This window comes from Streptomyces sp. N50, from assembly GCF_033335955.1.
Classification (GTDB): Bacteria; Actinomycetota; Actinomycetes; order Streptomycetales; family Streptomycetaceae; genus Streptomyces.
Genome location: NZ_CP137549.1, coordinates 1,605,999 through 1,622,082, shown reverse-complemented (window position 1 = coordinate 1,622,082; position 16,084 = coordinate 1,605,999). Strand labels below are relative to the sequence as shown.

The 16,084-nt window shown below is 71.4% G+C and carries 11 protein-coding genes; 9 read left to right on the top strand and 2 right to left on the bottom strand.

Annotated features, from left to right (window positions below; genetic code table 11):
* Positions 1 to 287: 287 nt before the first annotated feature.
* The 7 genes from R2B38_RS06855 to R2B38_RS06825 all read left to right on the top strand — a co-directional run bounded on the left by R2B38_RS06855 (position 288) and on the right by R2B38_RS06825 (position 8,989).
* Positions 288 to 2,105, top strand: a complete 1,818-nt coding sequence (locus tag R2B38_RS06855) for an FAD/NAD(P)-binding protein (protein ID WP_318015422.1) — start codon at positions 288 to 290, stop codon at positions 2,103 to 2,105.
* 123 nt (positions 2,106 to 2,228) lie between these two features.
* Positions 2,229 to 3,305, top strand: a complete 1,077-nt coding sequence (locus R2B38_RS06850) for an LLM class flavin-dependent oxidoreductase (protein WP_318015421.1) — start codon at positions 2,229 to 2,231, stop codon at positions 3,303 to 3,305.
* Entirely contained in the window at positions 3,302 to 4,615 is a 1,314-nt protein-coding gene (locus tag R2B38_RS06845) for an NtaA/DmoA family FMN-dependent monooxygenase (RefSeq protein ID WP_318015420.1), read from the top strand. Before R2B38_RS06850 ends, R2B38_RS06845 begins: the two co-directional genes overlap by 4 nt.
* A 44-nt stretch (positions 4,616 to 4,659) precedes the next feature.
* Complete coding sequence (locus R2B38_RS06840) at positions 4,660 to 5,454, top strand: DUF1684 domain-containing protein (RefSeq protein WP_318015419.1); 795 nt, start codon at positions 4,660 to 4,662, stop codon at positions 5,452 to 5,454.
* A 241-nt stretch (positions 5,455 to 5,695) separates the two neighbouring features.
* Positions 5,696 to 6,595 carry a S1 family peptidase gene (locus tag R2B38_RS06835; protein ID WP_318015418.1) on the top strand — a complete coding sequence of 300 codons (900 nt, stop codon included), beginning with the start codon at positions 5,696 to 5,698 and terminating at the stop codon, positions 6,593 to 6,595.
* A 162-nt stretch (positions 6,596 to 6,757) separates the two neighbouring features.
* Positions 6,758 to 7,675 carry a slipin family protein gene (locus tag R2B38_RS06830; protein WP_318021599.1) on the top strand — a complete coding sequence of 306 codons (918 nt, stop codon included), beginning with the start codon at positions 6,758 to 6,760 and terminating at the stop codon, positions 7,673 to 7,675.
* 231 nt (positions 7,676 to 7,906) lie between these two features.
* The gene (locus R2B38_RS06825) at positions 7,907 to 8,989 is read left to right on the top strand and encodes a S1 family peptidase (protein ID WP_318015417.1); all 1,083 of its coding nucleotides are present in this window, start codon (positions 7,907 to 7,909) and stop codon (positions 8,987 to 8,989) included.
* Positions 8,990 to 9,065: 76 nt separating this feature from the next.
* On the opposite strand, the gene R2B38_RS06820 is transcribed toward R2B38_RS06825, so the two are convergent.
* Both R2B38_RS06820 and R2B38_RS06815 read right to left on the bottom strand, forming a co-directional pair.
* A complete protein-coding gene (locus R2B38_RS06820; RefSeq protein ID WP_318015416.1) occupies positions 9,066 to 10,265 on the bottom strand; it encodes an AAA family ATPase in 1,200 nt (399 codons plus the stop codon).
* Positions 10,262 to 11,344: a DUF3533 domain-containing protein gene (locus R2B38_RS06815; RefSeq protein ID WP_318015415.1), complete on the bottom strand. Its 1,083-nt coding sequence runs from the start codon at positions 11,342 to 11,344 to the stop codon at positions 10,262 to 10,264. The genes R2B38_RS06820 and R2B38_RS06815 overlap by 4 nt, the downstream gene beginning before the upstream one ends.
* Positions 11,345 to 11,625: 281 nt before the next feature.
* Here R2B38_RS06815 and R2B38_RS06810 point away from each other — a divergent pair, with 281 nt between their 5' ends.
* Entirely contained in the window at positions 11,626 to 15,075 is a 3,450-nt protein-coding gene (locus tag R2B38_RS06810; RefSeq protein ID WP_318015414.1) for a DNA polymerase III subunit alpha, read from the top strand.
* A complete protein-coding gene (locus R2B38_RS06805) occupies positions 15,072 to 16,052 on the top strand; it encodes a DNA polymerase thumb domain-containing protein (protein ID WP_318015413.1) in 981 nt (326 codons plus the stop codon). The genes R2B38_RS06810 and R2B38_RS06805 overlap by 4 nt, the downstream gene beginning before the upstream one ends.
* Positions 16,053 to 16,084 lie beyond the last annotated feature (32 nt).

Sequence of the window (16,084 nt, the reverse complement as noted above, 5' to 3'; positions counted from 1 at the left end):
GTGCAGTGGGTCAGCTCAACAGGAAGAGGACCACACTCGACCGAGGTCGATGTGGGAGCGCTTGACCAGCCACTGCTGTGGATGCATGGGGTAAGTGGAACAGGCATCCGGTTGGGCGTCAACCGACTTGAGACGTAGCGCCCACAGTATGGACAACCTTGACAGCAAGGGGAAACGGCGCCGTACAGTCGTTGGACGGTCCTGCTGAGGGGCTCGGCCGTACGGTGCCGTCCAGGCGCCCTGTGTGAAGGCATTCGCCCGTGTTGCTCACGTCACGGAGTCTTCGCATGTCTTCCGACATTCCCACCCCCGTATCCGCCGCCCCGGGCACAAGGCTCTCGCTCGTGATCGTCGGGGCCGGGCCGCGGGGGACCGGTCTGATCGAGCGCATCGCCGCCAACGCGCCCGAGCTGTACGCCAGTTCGGGCGCCGAGGGCGTCGAAGGCCTCGACATCCACCTCGTCGACCCCCATCCGCCGGGCGCCGGACGCATCTGGCGCGCGGCCCAGTCGCCGCTGCTGTGGATGAACTCGCACGCCGAGGACGTCACCATGTTCACCGACGAGACGGTGGTCATGGAGGGGCCGGTCCGCCCCGGCCCCACGCTGCACGAATGGGCGGACATCGAGGGCAGCACCTTCGCCGACCGCCAGCTCCAGGGCTCCTACCTGCGCTGGGTGCACGAGGAGGCCGTGGCCGCGCTGCCGCCGGGCGTCACCGTCCACCACCACCCGCGACGGGCCCTCAGGATCAGCGGCCCGCCCGACGGACGCCAGCAGGTCTGGCTGGAGGGCGGCGCGGACCCGCTCCTCGCCGACCTCGTCGTCCTCGCCCTCGGCCACCTCGACGCCGAACTCGACCAGGACCAGCGCGAGTTGGCGGCCTACGCCCGCGCCCACGACCTGGTCCATCTGCCACCGGACTTCACCGCCGACAGCGACCTCTCCTCCCTCGCCCCCGGCGAACCCGTCCTCGTCCGCGGCTTCGGCCTCGCCTTCGTCGACCTGATGGTCCTGCTCACCGAGGGGAGGGGCGGACGCTACGACGGCGACACCTACGTCCCCTCGGGGCAGGAGCCGGTGCTGTACGTCGGGTCGCGGCGCGGAGTGCCGTACCACTCGAAGATCGGTTACGAGTGGAGCGGTGAACGGCCGCCGCTGCCACGGTTCTTCGGGCCCGCCGAGGTCGACGCGATACTCGCGCTGCCAGGCGGCTTCGACTTCCGGCGGGACGTATGGCCGCTGATCGAGAAGGAGTTGGGGTTCGCGCACTACCACCGGCTGTTCGGTGTGCACCCCGAGCGGACGAGCATCGCCTGGACCGACTTCGAGGAGAAGTACGCGGCCGGGGAGGTGGCGGACCGCGAGGCCCTCGTGGCGTCCGCGGTGCCCGACCCCGCCGACCGGCTCGACCTCGCGGCACTCGACCATCCGCTGGACGGGGTGCGGTACGGGTCGCACGAGGAGCTCCAGGAGGGGCTACGGGCCTATGTGGAGGGCGATCTGAGTCGCCGTCACGACCCGTCCAACAGCCAGGACCTGGCTGTGTTCCTCGGACTGCTCTCCGTCTACGGGCAGTTGATCCGGCTCGGTGACGTCGGGCCCTGGTGGCACGGCTTCTTCAGCTACCTCGCTTCCGGGCCGCCCGGACCCCGGCTGCGCCAACTCCTCGCACTGTCCCGGGCCGGCGTCGTGCGGTTCGTCGGTGCGGACATGGCCGTAGCCGCCGAGGACGGGGTGTTCCGCGCGTCGAGCGCGACCGTGCCGGGCGTGACGATCGAGGCGCGGGCTCTCGTGGAGGCGCGGCTGCCGGAGCCCACGGTCGGGCGGTCCGTCGATCCGCTGCTGCGTCAACTGCACGCCGACGGGGCCGTGGTGGAGAGTCCCGAGGGGCTGCTGCGGGTGGACCGCACCGACGGACGGACCCTCGACCGGGACGGGCGGCCGCATCCCCGGCGGTTCGCGCTCGGGCCCTACACCGACGTACGGACGCCCGGCGCGTTCACCCGGCCGCGCACCGGCGGGCCGGCCTTCCGGCAGAACGACGCCACCGCGCGGGCCGTGCTGGCGTTCCTGCGCGACCTCGCGTGTCGGGCTGCCGCGTAGCCCCGAGCCGGTGAGGTCCCGAGCCCGTGAAGTCCCGGGCCTCATCGAGGACTTGGCTCTCTCCGAGGCGCAAGAACGTGACCCTCTTCGAGGTGCTCCGAACGACAGGAAGGCTTTCCTCCCATGACCTCCTCGCACGGCCGGGGCCTGCATCTGGCCGCCGCCGTCGACCAGCGGTCGGCCTACGACGCCGACTCCTACGTCGAGTTGGCGCGGCTCGCCGAGAGCGGCGGGCTCGACTTCGTGACGCTCGACGACACCTTCGCGCGCCCCGGACCCGACGCCCTCGCCGTCCTCTCCCGCGTCGCCCCGGCCACCAACCGGATCGGCCTGGTGCCGACCGTGACCACCACGCACACCGAGCCCTTCCACGTGCAGGCCGCGGTCGCGACCCTCGACTGGGTCAGCCGGGGCCGGGCCGGCTGGCGGCTCGACGTGTCGACCACCGAGGGCGAGGCCCGCCTCTTCGGCCGCCGGCACGCCGCGACCGCCGACGCGCTGTGGGCGGAGGCGGGTGAAGTCGCCGAGGTGGCCGCCCAGTTGTGGGACAGCTGGGAGGACGACGCCGAGATACGGGACACGGCCACCGGCCGTTTCGTCGACCGCGACAAGCTGCACCACGTCGACTTCACCGGCTCCGAGTTCTCCGTCAAGGGCCCCTCGATCGTGCCCAGACCACCGCAGGGCCACCCCGTCCGCGTGGTCGACGCCACCGAGGGCCAGGCCCGGCGGACGGCCGCCCGGTACGCCGATGTGGCCCTCGTCCGCGCGGCGAGCTCCGCGCAGGCCGGGGCCGTACGGTCCGAACTGCGGGCGTCCGCCGAGAAGTTCGGCCGCGATCCCGACACGCTGCGGGTCCTGGTGAGCCTCGTCGTCGACCTCGGCGACGGCGAGCACGCGGCCGAACCGGGCCACGGCGGGGGCGGTCCCCGGCAGACCGCGCACGGCCCGCTGTACCGGGGCGGCCCGGTCGACCTCGCCGAGCTGATCGCCGGCTGGCACGGCGACCGTAGCGTCGACGGCTTCCACCTCACGCCCGTCGAACCCCGCCGCGACCTGGAGCGGCTGGTCAACGGCACGGTCGCGCTGCTCCAACACCGGGGCCTGTTCCGCACGTTCTACCCGGGCAGCACGCTCAGGGAGCACCTGGGCCTGGCCCGGCCCGCCAACCGGTACGCCGTGACCGGGGGAGCGTCATGACCGTACGACCACGCACCTCGCGTAAAGAGATCCATCTGGCCGCGCACTTCCCCGGCGTCAACAGCACCACCGTGTGGGCCGATCCGCGGTCGAGGTCCCAGATCGCCTTCTCCTCCTTCGAGCAGCTCGCCCGCACCGCCGAACGCGGCCGTTTCGACTTCTTCTTCCTCGCCGAGGGGCTGCGGCTGCGCGAACACAAGGGCCGTATCCACGACTTGGACGTCGTCGGCCGCCCCGAGTCCCTCACGGTCCTCAACGCGCTCGCCGCCGTCACCTCACGGATCGGCCTGGCCGCCACGGTCAACGCCACCTTCAACGAGCCGTACGAACTCGCCCGCAGACTCGCCACGTTGGACCACCTGAGCGCTGGCCGGGCGGCCTGGAACGTGGTGACGTCCTCCGACGCCTTCACCGGCGAGAACTTCCGGCGCGGGGGATACCTCGACCGCGCGGACCGCTACACGCGAGCGGCCGAATTCGTCGCCGTGGCACGGGAGTTGTGGGACTCCTGGACCCCGGACGGAGTGTCCCGGCCCTTCGCCCACCGAGGTCAACACTTCGACATCGCGGGCGAGTTCACCGTCCCGCGCTCACCGCAGGGGCACCCGGTGGTCATCCAGGCCGGGGACTCGGGGGAGGGGCGGGAGTTCGCGGCGCGGACCGCCGACGTCATCTTCACGCGGCACGGCACGCTGGAGGACGGCCGCGCCTTCTACGCCGACGTGAAGGGACGCCTCGCCAAGTACGGCCGCGCCCCCGACGACCTCAAGATCATGCCCGGCGTCAGCGTCGTCCTCGGCGACACGGCGGCCGAGGCGCAGGAGCGGGCCGCCGAGATCCGGTGGCAGCAGGTCTCCCCGCAGAACGCGATCCTCGCCCTGGAACAGATCTGGGGCACGGACCTCTCCGCCTACGACCCCGACGGCCCGTTCCCCGACATCGACCCGGTGCCGGAATCGTCGATCACCCAGGGGCGGACCCGGCGCGGCGACACCGTGGCGATGGCCGAAAAGTGGCGGGCGCTCTCCCGCGAGAAGGGGCTGTCCATCCGGCAGACCGTGATCGAGGCGAGCGGCCGGCAGTCCTTCATCGGCACCCCGGAGGCGGTCGCCGCCGAGCTGGAGACCTTCGTACGCCAGGACGCCGCCGACGGCTTCGTCCTCGTCCCGCATCTCACCCCTGGCGGCCTCGACGAGTTCGTGGACCGGGTGGTGCCGCTGCTCCAGGAACGTGGCGTGTTCCGCACGGAATACCGGGGCACGACCCTGCGCTCACATCTCGGGCTCCCCGACCCGGCCGGGAAGGGGTGAGCCCACGACGACAGGATCGAGCGCACGACGATGGAGCTGACGGCATGACTTCGGACGCGGCCGACGAGTGGAGGCAGTGGCACGAGCACCGCATGGAGACGGTGTCGGGTCCCTACGGACCCCTCGCCCTGACCGGCACGCACTGGCTGGAGGACTACACGGATGGCCAACTTCCGGACATTCCTGACGTATGGGTCGCCGACGGTGACGTGGTCGTCCTCACCGCGACGGCGGCCGACGGGCTGACCGTCGACGGGAAACCCTTCACCGGCTCGGTCCGCCTCGGCGCGGACACCGGCCCGGTGGGCACGGCCCGCGTAGGCCTCGGCGGGCGTCGACTGGTCGTCCTGGTCCGCGAGGGCGTCTGGGGCGTGCGCGACTACGACCCCGACTCGGCGGCGCGGCGCGCGTTCCAGGGTGTCGAGGTCACGCCGTACGACCCGCGCTGGTCGGTGCCGGGACGCTTCACTCCGTACGACGCGCGGCGCACCGTACGCGTCGACACGGCGGACGGCGTCGAGCGCGGGCTCGGGCTCGCGGGTGAACTCGCCTTCCGGCTCGACGGGTTGGAGGCGACCTTGCAGGTGGCGGTGCAGGGCGACGGGAAGTTGTGGGCGGTGTTCGCCGACTCCACGAGCGGGGACGGCAGTTACCGGTTCCGGTTCCTGTACCCGGCGGCGCCCGACGCTCAGGGGCGCACGACGGTCGACTTCAACCGTGCCGTGCTCCCGCCCTGCGCGTTCGCCGACCATTTCATCTGCCCTTTCCCGCCGCCCGGGAATACGCTGGGCCTCGCGGTCGGGGCGGGGGAGCGCGCCCTTCGGCAGGTGGGGCGTTGACCTGCGGCCGGCTGTGTTTCGGCCCACTGCGTCTGGGTGATCAACTCGCGTAGATCGTGGGCCAGTTGAAGGTCGTACGGCCGAAAGGCGCCCTTGCGCCCATCGGCCGGGCGGCCGAATACTCCCCCACAGCGCTTGTCAGGAGCACGGCGTGTTCGGAAACCGGACGCCCGACCCCGACTGCGCCTCACGGGCCCCGACCCCACGCGGGCCCCCGAATTCCCCTAGGAGGGAACGAAACGTGAGGATCAAGCGCACCACCCCGCGCAGCGGAATCGCGAGACGGACCAGGCTGATCGCCGTGGCCACCGGATTCGTCGCCGCTGCCGCGTTCGCCGTCCCCACCGCGAGCGCCAGCGACGCCCACACGTTCAGCGCCACCCAGCTCTCCGCGGCCAACTCGTCCGTGCTCAAGGCCGATGTCCCGGGCACCGCCTGGGCGGTCGACAGTGCGACGAACCGTGTCGTCGTCACCGTCGACAGCACGGTCTCCCAGGCCGAGATCGCGAAGATCAAGTCGCAGGCGGGCAGCACCGCCGACGCGATCACCATCAAGCACACGGCCGGTCAGTTCAAGAAGCTGATCACCGGTGGCGACGCCATCTACGGCGGCGCGTACCGCTGCTCGCTCGGCTTCAACGTGCACAGCGGGAGCACGTACTACTTCCTGACCGCCGGCCACTGCGGTGAGGTCGCCTCCACCTGGTACTCCAACTCCGGGCACACCACGGTGCTGGGCACGAACGTCGGCTACAGCTTCCCGACCAACGACTTCGCGCTGGTCAGGTACACCAACACCTCGATCGCCCACCCGAGCGCGGTCGGCAGCCAGACCATCTCCAGCGCGGCCACGCCGAGCGTGGGCACCACCGTCTACCGGCGCGGCTCCACCACCGGCACGCACAGCGGCCGGGTCACCGCCCTGAACGCCACCGTCAACTACGGCAGCGGCGACGTCGTCTACGGCATGATCCAGACCACGGTCTGCGCCGAGGGCGGCGACAGCGGCGGTCCGCTCTACGGCGGCACCGTGGCCTACGGTCTGACCTCGGGCGGCAGCGGCGACTGCACCTCCGGCGGCACGACCTTCTTCCAGCCGGTCACCGAGGCGCTGAGCTACTACGGCGTGAGCGTCGGCTGACGCCCGCCTGAACGTCTTCCGCTCCCGGACTGCAGCCGGCGGCGAAGCGAGTCCCCGTACGCAACTGGCGTGCGGGGGCTCGCTCTTGTGCGCGGCACGGAGTTACCGTCGTTGTATCGAAGCAGGCACCTGATGCGCCACGTCGGACCCTGGGGGGCCGTGATGGTCGAGGAGCTGGTGACGGCGGGAGTGACGCTCGCGTCCGTCGGAGTGGTGTACGCGATGGCGGCCGCGCGGGTCGTCAAACAGTACGAGCGGGGCGTGGTGTTCCGGCTCGGCAGGCTGCGGCCCGAGGTGCGCGGGGCCGGCTTCACGATGGTCGTCCCGTTCGTGGACAAGCTCCGCAAGGTCAACATGCAGATCGTGACGATGCCCGTGCCCGCGCAGGAGGGCATCACCCGGGACAACGTGACGGTCCGGGTGGACGCGGTCGTCTACTTCAAGGTCGTCGACGCGGCGGACGCGCTGGTGCAGGTCGAGGACTACCGGTTCGCCGTCTCGCAGATGGCGCAGACCTCGCTGCGGTCGATCATCGGCAAGAGCGACCTGGACGATCTGCTCTCCAATCGCGAAAAGCTCAACCAGGGACTGGAGTTGATGATCGACAGCCCGTCCATCGGCTGGGGCGTGCAGATCGACCGGGTCGAGATCAAGGACGTGTCGCTGCCCGAGACCATGAAGCGGTCGATGGCCCGCCAGGCCGAGGCCGACCGTGAGCGGCGTGCCCGGATCATCAACGCGGACGCCGAGTTGCAGGCCTCGAAGAAGCTCGCCGAGGCCGCCGAGCAGATGTCCGAACAGCCCGCCGCACTTCAACTCCGGCTGCTGCAAACGGTGGTGGCGGTCGCTGCCGAGAAGAACTCGACGCTGGTGCTGCCCTTCCCGGTCGAGCTGCTGCGGTTCCTGGAGCGGGCGGCCCCGGCTCCGGCCGCCCCCGCCGCTCCTGCCGCGCCCGCGGTGCCCGCGGCACCCGTGACGCCGGTTGCCGCTGTGGCACCGCAACCGGTGCACGAGCAACTTCCGCCCGCCGAGCCCCAGTCGGATCCGGACTCCGATGGGGCGATTTCAAGACAGGACTAGACCTCACCGGCTGATGAGCGTCACTCGCACCGAGTGTTTGCAGTGCGAATGGCCTGGGGTGACCGTGGACAGTCAAAGTGTGGGGGGCGTGCAACCGCGTTCCGCGCTCGACCTGAAGTCGACCTTGTGCGCTCCCTGTGCGATTAGGAAGAGTAGGCGCTCGTCAACCTACCTTTCGGCCGGTCGGGTCCCCATAACCTGGCGGGCCGACCCCCCACAGGAGGACACGAGTTGAAGCACCGACGCATACCCAGGCGCCGGGTGGCCGTGGCGGGTGCGGGCATAGCCGCACTGGTCGTCGCGGGAGTCACCTTGCAGAGTGCGAACGCCAGCGAGACCACACCGGCGTCCGCACCCCACACTCTCTCGGCCCTCGCGGCCGGAAAGCTCGCCTCGACGCTCGGCAAGAACCTCGGCACCGACGCGGCCGGCACGTTCTACGACGCGAAGACCAAGAGCCTCGTGGTCAACGTGCTCGACCAGAACGCGGCCGACACCGTCGAGGCGGCCGGCGCCAAGGCGAGAATCGTCGAGAACTCCCTCGCCGAACTGGCGGGCGCCCGCACCACCTTGAAGCAGGACGCCACCATCCCCGGCACCTCGTGGGCGACCGACCCCACCACCAACAAGGTCGTCGTCACCGCCGACCGCACGGTCTCCGCCGCCGAGTGGACCAAGCTCACCAAGGTCGTCGACGGACTCGGTGCCAAGGCCGAACTCCAGCGCACCCAGGGGGAGTTCAAGCCCTTCATCGCGGGCGGCGACGCCATCTCCGGCTCGGGCGGCCGCTGTTCGCTCGGCTTCAACGTGGTCAAGGGCGGCGCGCCGTACTTCATCACCGCCGGGCACTGCACCGAGGCCATCTCCACCTGGTCCGACTCCAGCGGCAACGAGATCGGCACGAACGAGCAGTCCAGCTTCCCGGACAACGACTTCGGCCTGGTCAAGTACACCTCGGACGTGGCCCACCCGAGCGCGGTCGACCTCTACAACGGCTCCTCGCAGACCATCACCCACGCCGCCGACGCCACCGTCGGCGAGAAGGTGACCCGCAGCGGCTCGACGACCCAGGTGCACACCGGCACGGTCACCGGCCTGGACGCCACCGTGAACTACGGCAACGGCGACATCGTCAACGGCCTGATCCAGACCGACGTCTGCGCCGAGCCCGGTGACAGCGGCGGCTCGCTGTTCGACGGCGACGCGGCGATCGGCCTCACCTCCGGCGGCAGCGGCGACTGCACCTCGGGCGGCGAGACCTTCTTCCAGCCGGTCACCGAGGCGCTGTCGACGTTCGGGGCGCAGATCGGCTGACCTGCCCGTACGGCGCCGTGAAGTCCCGTCCCCGCGCGCGAGGGGGCGGGACCTTCGCGTACACCGGGGGGTGGGCTCAACGCGTGGGCCAGTACCACAGCGGTTCGTCGAGCGGGCCCTCGCGGCCCGCCACCGTCGTCTGCCCGAACTCCTTCACCAGCTCTATGGAGTTGACGTCGAGACGGTGCCGTATCGCACCCTTCTGGAGGGCGTCCGCGAGCGGCCGGGCGTGGGTGACCACGACGATCTGGGTGTCCTTGGTGGCGGTGAGGATCAGATCGGCGAGGGGCGGGATCAGGTCCGGGTGGAGGCTCGTCTCCGGCTCGTTCAGCACCAGCAGCGACGGGGGCCGGGGTGTCAACAGGGCCGCCGCCCACAGGAGATAGCGCAGGGTGCCGTCCGACAGCTCGGCGGCGGTCAGCGCGCGCAGCAACCCGTGCTGGCGCAGGGCGAGCTGGAAGCGGCCGCCGAGGTCGGCGATGTGGACCTGGCTGCCGGGGAAGGCCGCGTCCACGGCCGCGTCCAGCGCCTCGGCGGCACCGACCTCGCGGATCGTCTGCAGGGCGGCGGCCAGATCGGAGCCGTCACCGCTGAGCACGGGCGTGCGGGTGCCGATCTGGGCTGCCCGGGCCGGCGCGTCCGCGTCGGTGCGGACATGGTCGTAGAACCGCCAGGACCTGATGAACTCCCGGACCGCCAGGACGTCGGGGGCGTGCTGGGGGTCGGCCAGTTCGCCGAGCATGCTGTCGTACGGGCGCAGGGTGCCGTGGGCGCGGGACCAGCCGCCGCCCGCGCCGCGCAGCTTGACGGCGGCTCCCGCGCGGTCGGAGAGCACCGAGGCCGGGCGCAGGACGGGGCCGCTCCAGATGGACTCGCGTTTGATCTCCGGGTCGAGGTTGAACATGGACGCCACGCGGTCGGTCCCCGGGGACGGGCTGGGGTGCCCGAAGTCGATCGCGTACCCGAACTCGTCGCCCGCGAAGCCCAGTTGCAGACTGACCGGGCCCGAGCGGACCGTGCCCTGCACCGGGTGTCTGCCCTCGCGCACCGCGCGGCCGATCTTCTCCGGGCCCGCCCACAGGACCGACGGCAGCCCGCCCTCCTGCGCGAGCGCGGCGACGGCACCGCCGCGCGCGGACGCGGCGAGCAGGCGCAGCGAGCGGTAGAGGCTCGACTTGCCCGTGCCGTTCGCCCCCGTGATCACGTTCAGTCGCGTCAGCGGGACGATCAGGCGGCGCAGGGAGCGGTAGTTCTCGACGGCGAGAGTGCTGATCATGCGTCCAGCGTTGCAGACGGGTCTGACAATCCCGGTCGGTCCAGCAGGTCCTCGTGCTTCCGCCGCAGCGCCGCCGCCAGCAGGGTGACCACGATCCCGGCGAGCGCCCAGGCCGACAGGACCAGCAGCGGGCCGGTGACGGCGTTGCCCTTGAAGTAGGCGATCGAGCGTGCCACCCAGGTGCCGGCGCCCGGTGGCAGCGCGGGCCCGATCGCGTTCCAGAACGGCGGCAGCAGCGGCAGGGGGAAGGCACCGCCCGCGCTCGGGTTGCCCGCGATCACCACCAGCAGGATCGCGAGCCCGATGCCCACGACCCCGAAGACCCCTTGCAGCCCCAGGGTCGCCGCTCCCACGGCGAACGTGACCAGCGCGCCGAGCCCCCAGAACGCCATGACGCTGCCCGGCAGCGCGCCCAGGACCGGCCCGACGATCACCGCGCCGCCGAGGCCGCCGACGATCGCGACCAGTGCCATCACGATCAGCCGGATCACCGCGCGGCGCGGGTTGGCGGGCCGGGCTCCGGTGCTGATCGCCAGGATCGAGGCGCACAGATAGCCGCCGACACACCAGCCGACGACCAGGTAGAACGACGACAGCCCGTCGAAGTCCTGGGTGGAGGCCGGTGCCACGTCCACCGTCCGGACCGTGCGCTGCTCCGTCCTCTCCAGGGAGGAGGTGATGGTCTCCAGGGTGGTGGCGAGGACCGTGCCGCCGCCGGTGGCGACCAGGAGCGTGTCCTCGGTGCCGCGCGGGTCGATGACGAGGGCGCCGTCGATGTCCCTGTTCAGGATCTGCCTCCGCGCGGTCGCCGCGTCGGACACCGCGCGCGGGGCGAGCGGTGAGCCGGGCAGTCGCTTCAGCCGGGCCACCGTCTGCTCGGCCGTGACCTGGGGAGCGACGACCCCGAAAGACACATCCCGGGGCTTCGGATGGTGCAGCGCGCCTACGTAGGAGGCGATGAAGAGCAGCTGAAGACCGACCACCCCGATGACGAGCAGGCTGGCCCGCAGGGTGACCGCGTCCTTCACCTCGCCGAAGAAGGACGTACGGGACGTACCGGCACCCGGGGTCGCTGTCATGCCCCCACGGTCTCGGTGGCGGGGTCTTCACGCAGGCGGGAAGGGGCCGAACGGATGTCGTACGCGTGTTCGGAAAAGTATTTCTCCTCCAACTGCCCGGCCCGGTCGGGGAGCTGACGGAGTGGTGTCTGTTTCGGACACCGCGCACCTCCCCAAGGAATCGCTGATGTGTTCGAATGTGGGTCGCTGACCGTGGCTGATGGGGCTAGAGTAATCGAACGAGCGTGCGATGAACATATCGGGCGGATGGCTGAAAAGGGGTGGAGGGATGGAGGTGTGGCATGACGGGCTTCGCCCATCTGCACGTCGCATCCGGTTACTCCGCCCGCTACGGCGCGTCCCACCCCGAGCAGCTCGCCCAGCGGGCGGCCGAACGGGGTGTGACGGCGCTCGCGCTCACCGACCGGGACACGGTCACCGGGGTTGTCCGGTTCGCGCAGGCCTGCAAGAAGGAGAAGATCCGGCCGCTCTTCGGTATCGACCTGGCGGTGGAGGCCCTCGCACCCCCGCCGCCCGCACAGCGCCCGCGCACTCCCGCGCGTGGCGGCGCGCACGTGGTCGAGCCGCCGCTGCGCTTCGTGCTGCTGGCCCAGGACCGGGCGGGCTGGGCACGGCTGTGCCGCATCACGTCGGCGGCACATGAGGGTGCCCTGTCCGGTACGGCGCCGGTGGTGCCGTGGGAGGCGCTGCGTGAGTACGGCGGCCCCGGCCTGACCGTGCTGCTGGGGCCGCTCTCGGAGCCGGTGCGGGCGCTGTCGGTGGGCCGGGAGGACGTCGCGATGAAGCTGTTGGCGCCCTGGCGGGAGATCTTCGGGAGGGGAGTGCGGTTGGAGGCCGTAGCGCAGAATCGTTTCGGCACGGCTCCGGGCTCCCTGCGTCTGGCCGCCCGCACCCTCGCCCTGGCCGACCGCACCCGCACCACCGCCGTGCTCTCCAATGCCGTCCGCTACGCCGACCCGGACCAGCACCGCCTCGCTGACGTCCTCGACGCGGCACGGCTGCTGCGCCCGATCGACCGGCGCCGCCTGGACAGCGGGCAGCGCTGGCTCAAGGACGAGAGGGAGATGACGGTCGTGGCACGGATGATCGCCGAGTGCGCGGGAGCGGACGTCCGCCGGGCCCGCCGGCTGATGACGGACACCGCGAACACGGCGGAGGCCTGTGTCGTAGACCCCGTGGACCTCGGCCTCGGCACTCCGCACTTCCCGGAACCGTCGCTCTTCGGCGCCGGACCGGAGACGGGCGGCGCGGCCGGGCTGCTGCGCCTGAGGTCGGAGGAGGGCCTGGCCCGGCGCGGCCTCGACCACGACCGCGCGGCACGCGACCGGCTGGAAGAGGAACTCTCCGTCATCTCCCACTGGAACTACGACGCGTACTTCCTCGCCGTCGGTCAGGTCGTCGCCGACATCCGGGCCAAGGGCATCCGGGTCGCCGCCCGCGGCTCCGGCGCCGGCTCGCTGGTCTGCCACGCGCTGGACATCGCCACCGCCAACCCGCTCGACCACAGCCTGCTGTTCGAACGCTTCCTCAGCACCCGCCGGGAGTCACTTCCCGACATCGACATCGACGTGGAGTCCGCCCGCCGCCTGGAGTGCTACGACACGATCTTCGAACGCTTCGGCAAGGAGCGGGTGGCGGTCACCGCGATGCCCGAGACCTACCGCGCGCGCAGGGCGCTGCGCGACACCGGCCTCGCGCTGGGGATCGCCCCGGCCGACGTCGACCGGATCGCCAAGAGCTTCCCGCACCTCCGCGCCTCGGACATCACCAGCGCGCTCGCCGAACTACCCGAACTACGGCAGCTGGCAAGGGAGATGGGGCGGTACGGGCCGTTGTGGGAACTCGCCGAAGGCCTCGACTCCCTGGTCCACGGCATGGCCATGCACCCCTGCGGAGTCGTCATCAGTGACGCCACCCTCCTGGACCGGCTGCCGGTGCAGCCCACTCCGCAGGGCGACTACCCGATGGCGATGGCCGCGAAGGAGGAGATCGAGGCGCTGGGCAACATCAAACTCGACGTCCTGGGCGTACGGATGCAGTCCGCGATGGCCCACGCCGTCACCGAGATCGAACGCGCCACCGGCAACCGCATCGATCTCGACGACCCCGGGCAGGTGCCCCTCGACGACGTGTTCGCCTTCAAGCTCATCCAGGAGAGCCAGACGCTGGGCCTGTTCCAGTTGGAGTCACCAGGTCAACAAGACCTTTTGTCGAGACTCCAGCCCCGTGACGTGCAGGACGTCATCGCCGACATCAGCCTCTTCCGCCCGGGCCCGGTCGCCGGAGGCATGCCCGAGCGGTACATCGCCGCGCGTCATGGAGGTACGCCGGTGTACGCGCACCGGGACCTCGAACCCGTGCTCGCCGACACCTACGGCGTGACCATCTGGCACGAGCAGATCATCGACACCCTGCATGTGCTGACCGGCTGCGAGCGGGCCTTCGCGGAGGTCACCCGGCGGGCCCTCGGCGACAAGGAGCAACTGCCCCGGATCAAGGAGTGGTTCCACAAACTGGCACGCGCGCGTGGCTACAGTCCGGCCGTTCGGGACGAGGTCTGGAAGACCGTCGAGGCCTTCGGGGCGTACGGCTTCTGCCGCGCCCACGCGGTCGCCTTCGCCGTACCGGCCCTGCAGAGCGCCTGGCTCAAGGCGCACCATCCGGCGTTCCTGCTGGCCGGGTTGCTCGAACACGACCCCGGGATGTGGCCCAAGCGTGTGCTGGTCTCCGACGCCCGTCGGCGCGGTGTGCCGGTGCTGCCCGTCGACATCAACCGTTCCAGGGTGAAGCACACGGTGGAGATGACCGAGCGGGAGGAGTGGGGCGTGCGGCTCGCGCTGTCCGGGGTGCGCGGTATCAGCGAGGAGGAGTGCGCGCGGATCGAGGAGGGGCAGCCGTACGGATCGCTGTCGGACTTCTGGCAGCGGGGCCGTCCCAGCAGACCGGTCGCCGAACGCCTCGCCGAGATCGGCGCGTTGGCCCCTCTGCACGACGGCCGTCTCACCCGGCGTGATCTGCTGCTCCAGATCACCGAGTTGCACCGGCAGTCCCGCAACCGGAGCGCGGGGGCCGGTCAACTGCCCATGGACGCGGGTGCTGTTGGGGGAGCGGAGCCGAGCGGGTTGCCGGAGATGACCGGACGCGAGGCGCTGAGCGCCGAGTTGGGCACGCTCGGCATCGATGTCTCCCGGCACCTGATGGAGCATCACCACCGGCTGCTGCGCGAGATCGGCGCGACGGACGCGGCCCATCTCGCCGAACTGCGCGCGGGGCAGCAGGTGTTGGTCGCCGGGGTCCGTGCCTCCACGCAGACCCCGCCGATCGCGAGCGGCAAGCGGATCATCTTCGTCACGCTGGAGGACGGCTCCGGTCTGGTCGACCTCGCCTTCTTCGAGGACTCCCACCCGGCCTGCGCGTACACCGTCTTCCACAGCGGGCTGCTCCTGGTGCGCGGCACGGTCCAGGTGCGCGGCACCCGTCGTACCGTCGTCGGTTCCATGGCCTGGGACCTGGACGAGATCGCGGGCGCCCGCCGGGACGACGGCCCCGAGGCGGCGCTCGCCCTCCTCGGCGCCGACCGCCCGCACCCGACCCCCGCTCAGCCGCAACGCACGCTCGCCAACGGCACCACCGGTGCCCGCCTCCACCCCTACGCCGACCTCCAGCCTGCGGGCACCCGTTCCGCCGACCTGAAGAAGTTCGGCCACCGCAGCCCGGGGAGTGCGGGATGAGCGCGCGGCAGCGGCACATCGCCCACCTCCACCTGCACACCGCACTGACGGAGGCTCAGTACGGCGACATAATCGAACTGGTGTCCGGAATCACGCCTCACGTCCAGGCCATCCCGCCCAACGCCCTTCAGGTGGACCTGACGTCGGCGCTCCGGTACTTCGACATGTCCGCCTACGACGCGGTCCAGACGGTGAAGATGAGATTGAAGGCCCTCTACGACATCGACAGCAGCGCCGGCCTCGCGGGCAACCGCATGCTGGCGGCGATGGCGGCCGACGCGTCGGCCCCGGGGGACACCACCTGGGTCCCCACCGGGGAAGCGGCCGACTGGCTGTACCCCCGGCCGGTCACCGCGCTGCCCGGGATCGGCCGCGCCACGGCGGACACGCTGCACCGGTACGGCCTGCACACCATCGGCCAGCTCACCGACCTGCCCTCGGCGACCCTGCAACGGCTCCTCGGGGCAGGCCAGGCACGGCTGTTGGCGGAGCGTGCCCGCGGCCACGACCCCCGTCCGGTCGTCCCCGCGGAACCGGCGGCACACCTGACCGCCGACCTGGCCCTGAGCCAGGACTGCCTGGACCCGGACCGACACCACCGGGCCGTCCTGGGACTTGCCGACCGGATCGGCCAACGCCTGCGCGGGGAAAGGAAGTTCGCGGGCCGCCTCACCCTCACGGTCCGATACGCCGACCGTACGTCCACCACGCGCACCCGCGCCCTGCCGGAACCCACCGACCACTCACCCGCCGTCGCCGCCACCGCCCTGGGCCTGTTGACCTCCCTGGGACTGCAGCGGGCGCGCGTCCGGGGCTTCGTGCTCCGCGCCGACGACCTGCGTCCGGCGGGCCGCGCCTACCGTCAGCTCTCCATGGATCCCGGGGACGCCCGCGCCCGCGCGGTCGAAGCCGCCGCGGACCGTGCCCGGCGGCGCTTCGGGCAGGAGGCGGTACGCCCGGCGGCGCTGGCCGACTGATCTCCGTGTCGCCGAGAACCGTGGAACTGCCC